Origin of the sequence: Streptomyces sp. NPDC051172 (assembly GCF_040682555.1) — a bacterium.
In the GTDB taxonomy this organism is placed as follows: domain Bacteria; phylum Actinomycetota; class Actinomycetes; order Streptomycetales; family Streptomycetaceae; genus Streptomyces.
On record NZ_JBFBBE010000117.1, the window covers coordinates 20,720 to 27,652 of the forward strand.

Consider the following 6,933-nt stretch of genomic DNA (forward strand, 5'->3'; position numbering starts at 1 on the left):
ACAGCGCCAGCAGGACGGTTGGATGGCCAGCCACCTCCACTTCTGCAACGCCCCCCCGCCCGGCTTCCGGGCGACAGCAGGCGCTCCGCTGCGGACGCACTCTGACGAACGCTGGCTTGCCCCTCGACTCCAACCACCCCTCACAGAGCGACGCCCCACCCCTCAATCCAAGATCAACTTCTTCACGCCTCAGGGGCCCAATCCCAAGTAATTATCCGTGAAGTTGAGACATTCTTGATAGAGATGCGGCACCCCAGGTCACAGGCTTGCCACCGAGGGCCGCAAGAGCCCTTGCATCTCATCAGAGCAGGTCAGCGAGGCAGACGGTCAACCGCGGCTTCTGTGAGTGCAGTTGAGATCTAGCTGGCCACAGCGATGATCATATCTCAACTGCATGAAGAACCGACAGGCGCCGGCGCGCCCCGCCATCCGGCCCGCTGCGACATCGCGGCGTCCGGCCATGAAGAAGGCGGCGCAGCCCGCAGCCGATCCGCGCTTCCCGCACGGGCCCCTCGCGGTCCTGGACGGTGACGGCTGCGCGTACGGCGTGGACGGGATCGTGCTGGACTGCCCGGCGACCACGGTGGTGGAGCTGGTGGAGTGGACGCTGCGCGAGTCCGGGCTCGGTGCGCAGCGCCTGCACCGCAACGGCAAAGACAGCGACCCGCTGATCGTGCTCACCGCCGCGGCCGCCGTCAGGCTCGGGCTGCCCGAGCGCCTGGAAGGCCACGAGCAACGCCGCTCCCTGCGCCTGCCGGAGGACCACCCGGTGGTCAAGCAGGTGGTGAAGGCGAAGTGGCAGCTCACCCAGCGCGGGTTCGGCCCGTGGGCAAGGATCTACCGCAAGGCCCAGGGACGCGAGCGGCAGTGCGTGCAGCTCGCGATCCTGTCCTGGGACGCCCTCGATGAGCGGTCCTGGCCCGGCGTGAGCGAGATGGAGCCGGCCGACGTCGCCCGCGTCCTGGGCGTGTACGCCCAGCGGGTCATCACCCCGCGCGGATCGACGGCCGTCTCCGGGCTGGAGCTGATGACGGCGCTGCGCCCGCCCACCCGCGCGGTGCAGGACCCGCAGACGGGGAACTGGGTGCCCGGCCACAACCCCGGCTCGCTGGGCACGGAGCCGATGGACCCGGCGCCGCCGGAGGCCACCCCTGAGCACCCGGTCGTCGTCGAGAGCGGCTGGAGCGGCGGGTTCCTGAACGAGGAGGCGTACCAGTGGGTGCGCGACGTCAGCCTGCTCAACGATGAGGAATGCACGCTGCCGTACGCGGTCGGCCTGGACCTGAACACCGCCTTCCTCGCCGCCGCGGCCCGCCTGGTCGTCGGCCTGTCCGCCCCCGACCACTTCCACGCCCCGAAGTTCAACCCGAAGATCCCCGGCTCCTGGCTGGTCGACCTGTCCCACGTCGAGGTAGACCCGCGCCTGCCCTCGCCGTTCACCCCAGACGGCACCCGGCCTACGGAACCTGCCTGGTACCAGACACACACCGTCGCCTACGCCCAAGAACTCGGCTATAACGTCCAGCCCCTCGAGGCCTACCTGCGCCGTGAGACCGGCGCGTACCTCGACCCGTGGCACGACCGCCTCAAGGCCGCCTACGTCGACACCCTCGCCGACCTCGGCGTCACCAAGGACCTCAGCGAGGCGGAGTTCCTGGCGGCGATGGAGCGGCACAAGGACACCGACCCCGCCTTGGCGGCCGTCCTCGCCGCCATCAAGGCCACCGTCAAGGGCGGCATCGGCAAGCTGCGCGAACGCCCCCAGGGCAGGAAGTACCAGGAGGGCGAACGGTGGCCGGCTCTTCAGCGGCCGACCTGGCGCCCCGACATCCGCGCCGCCGTCATCTCCAAGGCCCGCATCAACATGCACCGCAAACTGCGCAACATGGCCACGATGACGGGCCTGTACCCGCTCGCCGTGCTCTCCGACTGCGTCGTCTACCCCTCACCCGGCGACAGCCCGCTGGACTTCCTGCCCTACGCCGCGTCGGGCAAGCCGCAGCCGGGCGGGTTCCGTCTCGGGCCCACACCTGGCCTGGCCAAACTCGAAGGCGTCCAGTCGATGCTCTGGGCGGTCGACCTCATGGAACAAGGCCTCAACCCGGCCCGGCACATCAAGGGCGGCGACGCCGTCCTCGACGAAGGAGAGTAGCCGTGGCCGGGGAGATCGACGACGCCATCGAACGCGCCGACCGGGAAGCCTTCACCCGCCAACCGCCCAAGACCCTCCAGGCCCGCATCAACTTCCTGATGAAGCAGCTCAAGACGACCAAAGCCGTCGCGGCGGAGATCGGGGTCAGCCAACGGTCGGTGGAGCGCTATCGCAAGGGCGAGCGCAAGCACCCGCCCAAGGCGATCGCGGACCGGATCGACGACGCGGTACGGCAGCGGTGGCAGCCGCAGGTCCGCAAGCGCCGCCAGAAGCAGGCCGCCACCACGCGCGGCATCACGGTGGAGACACGGGCCCGGTTCGGGTACACCGCGCCCATCGGCACGACCGACGACGGGCGCTTCCGGCGCCTGACCGTGCATCTCCCCCCGGTGTACGCGCAGCGCCTGTTCGACGCCCGCAACACGGGTGCCAGCGACCAGGAGATGCGGGGGATCATCGCCGAAGGATTCAAAGACATCTACTTCCAAGACGGCGGAGCCCGCGCCATGGGACTCTCCGACGTCACCCTCAACGACATCGACTACCTCGACCTCGACTACTGACCTGACGCTGGCCGCAGGCCAGCACCTGCTTTGTGACTCAGCGGTGGGCGAGGGCGGCAAGTTGGGCGGTGACCTCTAGCCTTGTGCAGTCGGCCCTCGGAACCCGGCCGGCCCGCCGGAGGCGAGCCACCCAGGCAGGGGCCGCGGGCTGGCTGTGAGGCGCGTGTGGGGCTGGCCCTGAGCAGGAGCAGGAAACGGCATCGGGGGTGTGGTGTGGCAGCGGGGGTGTTGCGGACCGTGCCGCTGGCCGGGGAGCTGACCGCATCGTTGATCAGCCGTGTGGCGGCCCGCTACGGTCTCCCGACCGCCGGTGTGCTGCGGCTGTGGACATGCCGCAACTCCCCCGCCCGGCACGACGGCGGCGGCGCGCGGGCGGACGCGGAGGTCGTCCTCAACGGGGCCGGGCGGCGGGTGCTCGCCGAGCTGTGCAGGGTGGAGCCCAAGGTACTGGCGCGCGCTTTGCCTGCCTTCACCATGGACGACCCCAAGATCAGCACCGGCCGGGAGGCCGGGGTGGCACAGGCACAGTGGCGGGCGGCGGGCACGGTGGCGGGTCCGGCCGCGTTCGGCTGCCGGCTGTGCACCGCGCGGCGCACCGGACAGGCACTGCGGGCGGTGCGCTACGTGCCACGCTGGCATCGGGTCTGCCATAGGCACGGACGCTGGCTGCTGGACGCGGACGCCGACCAGCCGCTGGAACACCTCGATGTGCGCGGCGCGGCTGAGGTGGTGGCCGCGCAGCGGCGGTGGCCGGGCGTGGCGCGGCGTGCGGTGCGGGCCGGGGTGGAGCCGGAGCAGGCGTTCACGCTGGCGCATGCGGTGGTGGCCCGCTGGTGGGAGCAGGCCCTGTCCTGGGAGCAGGAGGAGATCTGGCCGCGCCGTCTGCATCAGCTGGCGGGCGGCAGCATGGGGTCACGGCTTGCGTGGTGGCGGATCGTGGGCCGGGACGCGGCGATCTTCCCGGAGGTGGTGGCCGTGGCGCAGGCGCTGCTGGAGCCGGCGATGACCGAGGTGGCCTGGCAGGCAAGCGGCGGGATGCGGCCTCGGGTGCGGGGCGCCGACGATGCGTTCTGTCACCGGCTGGGCGAGCGGGTGGGCCGCACCTGGCTGGGACCCGAACTTGCGGCCGACCACGGCAGCCCGCTGAACGGCTGGAAGGGCGCGATCGTGCGCGCCCGCCGCCACGAGACGGGGCCGCCGGGCTGGCGGGAGGATCCGTGGCGGCTGAAGCGGGAACAGCAGCCCGCCACGATGGCCGGCCAGCTGCGCGTCATGGCGGCAGAAGCCCAATCGGGCGGCTCGGGAACCCGGTGGCGGGCCACCGTTCCTGCCGAACAACGCTTTCGCATCACGCAGTTGGTCGACGAGGCACGCGAACAGCTGGTGGAGCTGCGCGGCGTGCACAGCGGCACCACCGCCGAGGTGGCCCGCACCCTGCTGGAGCACCTCAGCCACAGTGCCGAGCTGATCGACCAGGCCCTCGTGCACACCGCCACCGCAGCCGTCGCCGCCGGGGTGCCACTGGAGGAGGCCGCCGCGTGGTCCCGCCTGCCCGCCGAGGAGCTGGCCGAGGTACTCGCCGCGGGTGAGGGCGAGGACTGACACGACCGGCGGCGCAGGCTGGTCGGCAGCCGGCCAGCCGTTGCCGACAGGGTGCGGCGCGGCGAGGTGAAAGTGCAGAACTCTGCACTGACACCAGTGCCCCCACCCGGCACCCTGGGTGCCCCGCGCAGCCCAACAACCCGCGGCTGCACCGATGTTGCGGTTACCGGCCGGTTCTCCTGCGCGGCAGGTCAGGCATGGCGTTGTGTGGAGTACGTGATCATCGACAGCAGCCAGGAGGCCGCATCATTCGCGGTACCCGGGGCCGGGTGCCGCATCCCCGAGCCGCACAGTACGGGTGGTGCTACTCGACGCGAAGAAGCTGCGGCTGCAGATGCCAGCCTGATCGATGTGCGCTTTCGAGACCCTCTGGGGTGCTCGCGTCAGGTCCCGTGGCTCGAGGCCGCGCAGGATGTCCCCTTCGAGGACTCTCCTGCGGTACGGCCTTTCCCCGTCCGGCACGGGCGGCGGGTTGCTCCGGGCTGGTGGTGGTCGTCGACGACCGGGCGGCTGGTGGCGTACGGGTCCGGTGTCATGCGGACCGAGCTGATGCTGCTGGACCGGGATCCGGCGGTGGTGGCGCTGGCCTGCCGGCCGGTGGAGCTGGTGTGGCGCGAGGAAAGCAGGGTCGTCGGTCATGCACCGCAGCTGATGGCCAGGCTTCAGGACGGCAGCGGCCTGTTGCTCGACTGCGCCGGACGCAGCGGCCCTTCTGCTCTGCTGGCGGCGCGGGCAAGAGTTGTGGCGGCTGCCGCCAAGGCAGCGGGCTGGTCCTACCGGCTCGCGGGGCCGCCGGATCTGGTGCTGGTGGCCAACGTGCGGTGGCTGGCGGGTTACCGGCATCCCCGGTACGCCGCAGGGCCGTGCATGCCGGCTCTGGCAGAGGCCTTCGGCAGTCCGCGGCCGGCGGTGGAGGCGGTGTGTGAGCTGGGTGACCCGATCGCCGTGTGGCCATCGGTCTTTCACGCGCTGTGGAGCGGTGTGCTGCGAGTGCGGCTGGACGAACCGCTGCACGAGCGCGCCGTCGTCTCGGTCGCACGGCAGGAGGCCGAAGCGGCGTGACGCAGGCGGTTGTCGAGGTCGGGGCGCGCCTTCGCTACGACGGACGGGTATGGACGCTCGCCGTGCTGGAAGGCGCCCGGGCCACGCTGGTGAGTGACGAGGGCGCCTCGGCGGTGGTGCTGCTGCCCTACCTGTTCGCCGATCCGTCCTTCGGCGTGGAAGGCGCACCGGCGCCGGGGAAGGTGCCGCCGTTCGGCCTGCTGGAGGCACTGCCGGTTGAGGTGCGGGAGCGGGCTCTGGCGTGGCAGCGGCATGTGCGGGAGGTGGAGACCGGCTTTCCTGACGCGGTCGGGCAAGGCACCCCGCGTGAGCAGTTCGATCCGGCGACACGGAGCCTGGCGCAGCGGGAACGGGCGAAGGCCGAGGAGTTGACGGCGGCAGGCTGGACGGCGAGTACGGCGACGGTGCGCCGGATGCGGGCACGCTACCGCAGCGAGGGCTTGTGGGGGCTGGTGGACGGCCGGGCGGTGCGGGAGCGATCGGCGGTGGGGCGAGCCGATGAACGGGTGGTCGCGGCAGTCAGCAAAGTGCTGGAGGGGCAGCGGGAACGGTCGACGGGCACGCTGGTGCGGCTGCGCCGCCAGGTGGGGTGGCTGCTGAAGGAGGAGCACGGCCCTGGGGTGGTGGCTCTGCCGCCGGCGTCGACGTTCAACCGGCTGGTGCACGCGGTGGCCGACGGACAGGGCCTTTTGGGGACGGCGGCGCAGCGTCGGTGGCATGCGTCGCGGCCGGCGCCGCCGTTCACGCCGACGGTGGCACTGCGCCCGGGTGAGCTGGTGATGCTGGACAGCACGCCGCTGGATGTCCTGGCGGTGCTGGACGACGGTGTGACCGGCCGTCTTGAGCTGAGCATCGCGCTGGACGTGGCGACGCGCAGCATCTGCGCGGCGGTGCTGCGGCCGGTGGGCACGACGTCGGTGGACGCGGCGATGCTGCTGGCGCAGATGGTGGTGCCGACGGCGATGCGGCCGGGCTGGGACGCGGCACTGTCCATGCAGCGGTCGGTCATCCCCTACGAGCGGCTGATCGCGTTGGACGCACGGCTCGAGGAGGCGGCTGCCCGGCCGGTGATCATGCCGGAGACGGTGGTCGTGGACCAGGGCCGGGTGTACGTGTCGGCTTCGTTCGTCTCGGCGTGCGAGAGCCTGGGCGTGTCGGTGCAGCCGGTACCCCCGGCGAACGGCCCGGCCAAGGGGAACGTGGAGCGGACCTTCCGGGCGATTGCCGACGGGTTCAGCCAGTATCTGCCGGGCCACACCGGCTCGGATGTCTCCCAGCGGGGCGCGGCCGCGGAGCAGGATGCCTGCTGGAGCCTGACGCAGCTTCAGGAGCTGCTGGACGAGTGGGTCATCTGCGGGTGGCAGGAGCGCCGGCACGAGGCGCTGCGGCACCCGATGATGCCGCAGGTCGCCGTCTCACCCAACGAAATGTGGGCAGCTTTGGTGGCGGTGACGGGGCATGTACCAAGGCCGGGAAGTTAAGGCTGGCTGGGGCGCTGTCCAGGCGCGGGTGGGCGTGCTGGCCCTGCGGTGAATGACGAACGGGACCGCTGGT

General features: G+C 71.5%; 5 protein-coding genes. All 5 read left to right on the forward strand.

What is annotated here, in order from left to right; translation table 11 throughout:
* Positions 1–394: 394 nt before the first annotated feature.
* Complete coding sequence (locus AB0N07_RS41235) at positions 395–2,152, forward strand: transcriptional regulator (protein WP_365844365.1); 1,758 nt, start codon at positions 395–397, stop codon at positions 2,150–2,152.
* 2 nt (positions 2,153–2,154) lie between these two features.
* Positions 2,155–2,715, forward strand: a complete 561-nt coding sequence (locus AB0N07_RS41240) for an XRE family transcriptional regulator (RefSeq protein ID WP_365844367.1) — start codon at positions 2,155–2,157, stop codon at positions 2,713–2,715.
* 213 nt (positions 2,716–2,928) lie between these two features.
* The gene (locus AB0N07_RS41245; protein WP_365844369.1) at positions 2,929–4,317 is read left to right on the forward strand and encodes a TniQ family protein; all 1,389 of its coding nucleotides are present in this window, start codon (positions 2,929–2,931) and stop codon (positions 4,315–4,317) included.
* A 216-nt stretch (positions 4,318–4,533) separates the two neighbouring features.
* Entirely contained in the window at positions 4,534–5,379 is an 846-nt protein-coding gene (locus tag AB0N07_RS41250; protein ID WP_365844371.1) for a TnsA-like heteromeric transposase endonuclease subunit, read from the forward strand.
* The gene (locus AB0N07_RS41255) at positions 5,376–6,860 is read left to right on the forward strand and encodes a transposase (protein WP_365844373.1); all 1,485 of its coding nucleotides are present in this window, start codon (positions 5,376–5,378) and stop codon (positions 6,858–6,860) included. Before AB0N07_RS41250 ends, AB0N07_RS41255 begins: the two co-directional genes overlap by 4 nt.
* Positions 6,861–6,933: the final 73 nt, after the last annotated feature.

Excerpts from the sequence above, each read along its gene's own strand:
- AB0N07_RS41235 (WP_365844365.1), top strand. The coding sequence starts at position 395 with ATGAAGAACCGACAGGCGCCGGCGCGCCCCGCCATCCGGCCCGCTGCG.